Origin of the sequence: Paenarthrobacter sp. CM16 (assembly GCF_013179505.1) — a bacterium.
In the GTDB taxonomy this organism is placed as follows: Bacteria; Actinomycetota; Actinomycetes; order Actinomycetales; family Micrococcaceae; genus Arthrobacter.
In genome coordinates this window covers 1-1,280 of record NZ_JABMCX010000546.1, presented here as the reverse complement: position 1 = coordinate 1,280, position 1,280 = coordinate 1, and the positions used below count along the sequence as shown (strand labels likewise).

At 63.4% G+C, this 1,280-nt stretch carries 1 protein-coding gene and 1 pseudogene; both read right to left on the bottom strand.

Going from position 1 to position 1,280, the window contains the following annotated elements; translation table 11 throughout:
• On the bottom strand, nucleotides 1-886 hold an 886-nt coding region (locus HP499_RS24355; RefSeq protein ID WP_172326589.1), incomplete at its 3' end, for a deoxyguanosinetriphosphate triphosphohydrolase.
• Nucleotides 887-950: 64 nt separating this feature from the next.
• Nucleotides 951-1,280: pseudogene (locus HP499_RS24350) on the bottom strand (tRNA dihydrouridine synthase DusB); the annotation flags it as partial.

The window sequence follows — 1,280 nt, the reverse complement described above, 5'->3', positions numbered from 1 at the left end:
GGCTGCCGTCAGCTTCGCGGACCCAAACCTTGGTGGCCTCCAGCCGGGCCAGGGCGGCGTCAATTTCAGCGGGGTCGTTGTGGGGCAAGTACCACTGCTTGGTGTAGCCCACCACACGCGCCCGGTGGTCCGGATTTTCCATCCATTTGAGCTGGAAATGGCCGGCAACAATCGCATCTTCAACGTCATGGACGGAGTAGGAGATATCGTCGGCGAGGTCCATCACCTGGGCCTCAATGCAGGATCGGTTGCCCGGAGCGCCTTCCCGGAGCCATTCGAACACCGGAAGATCGTCTTCGTACGCCCCGAACTTGCTGGTGCGGTGGCCGTGGATGACAGGGGCGTCGACGGCGGACCACGGGTATTTGGAGGCGGCGTCCAGGCTGGCACGGGTCAGGTTGAGACCTGCCGGCCTGCCGTCCTCGCTGAGGACCTTGGGTTCGAGCCGGGTCAGCAGGCGCAGTGTTTGTGCATTGCCTTCGAATCCGCCGATGGTGTGCGCAACTTCGTTCAGTGCGGACTCGCCGTTGTGCCCGAAGGGCGGATGTCCAAGATCGTGGCTCAGGCAGGCAGTGTCCACTACGTCGGGATCGCAACCCAGCGAGCGGCCCAGTTCGCGGCCCACCTGGGCAACCTCGAGGCTGTGCGTGAGCCGGGTGCGGACAAAGTCGTCCGTGTCCGGTGCAACTACCTGTGTTTTCGCACCGAGCCTGCGCAGGGCCGAGGAGTGCAGGACCCTGGCACGGTCCCGTTCAAAATCCGAGCGATAGTTGCTCTTGCGCGGCTCTTCGACCCACCGCGCGGAATCTGCCTCGGCGTAACCGGGAATGGCCAGCACAAAATCGTGGGCCGTCCCGTCGTGGCCAAGTATCGCTTCGGTTCCCATGGGTATCTGCCTCCTTCAAGCGCCGGGGTGTGGAGCTTCTTGAGTCAGTCTTACACGTGTGAGGCTAGCCGCCCGAAACGTCCAGCTCTGCGGCCGAGATATCCGCGCTCTGTTCAGCGTTCAGCTGACGGCTGACCAGCCAGTCTTTGGGCAAGGCGGGCTTCTTGGGCGAACCGGCACGGCCGCGGGGACCCTCGGAATCCACTCCGGGGTACGGCGAATCCATGTCCAGCTCGTCCAGGTATTCGCGCAGCACCTCAAGAGTGGGGACGGTGGCCAGCTTGGCGCGAAGCTCGCCGCCCACTACGTAGCCTTTGAAGTACCAAGCCATGTGCTTGCGGATTTCGCGGAGCGCCTTGTATTCGTCGTTTCCGAACGTCTCCACCATCAGCTC